General features: G+C 44.3%; 1 pseudogene. It reads left to right on the top strand.

Features of this window, described 5'->3' with window-relative positions:
* Positions 1-235 (top strand): annotated as a pseudogene (locus AAEY57_RS21165) (hydroxymethylbilane synthase); the annotation flags it as partial.

Raw genomic sequence — 235 nt, 5'->3', positions numbered from 1 at the left:
AACAAAATTAGTACGCATCGCAACGCGCAAAAGCGCTCTAGCACTTTGGCAGGCCGAATTTGTAAAAGCAGAGCTTGAGCGTTTTCATGCAGATGTGCGCGTAGAATTAGTCCCAATGTCGACGCAAGGGGATATAATTTTAGATACGCCATTGGCTAAAATTGGCGGTAAAGGCTTATTTGTTAAAGAACTAGAGCAAGCAATGTTAGATGGCCGAGCTGACATTGCCGTACAT

The organism is Pseudoalteromonas sp. MER144-MNA-CIBAN-0113 (assembly GCF_040308965.1).
Taxonomy (GTDB): Bacteria; Pseudomonadota; Gammaproteobacteria; order Enterobacterales; family Alteromonadaceae; genus Pseudoalteromonas; species Pseudoalteromonas tetraodonis.
The sequence above is the reverse complement of the archived record's forward strand: the minus strand, read 5'-3'. Positions and strand labels throughout refer to the sequence as shown.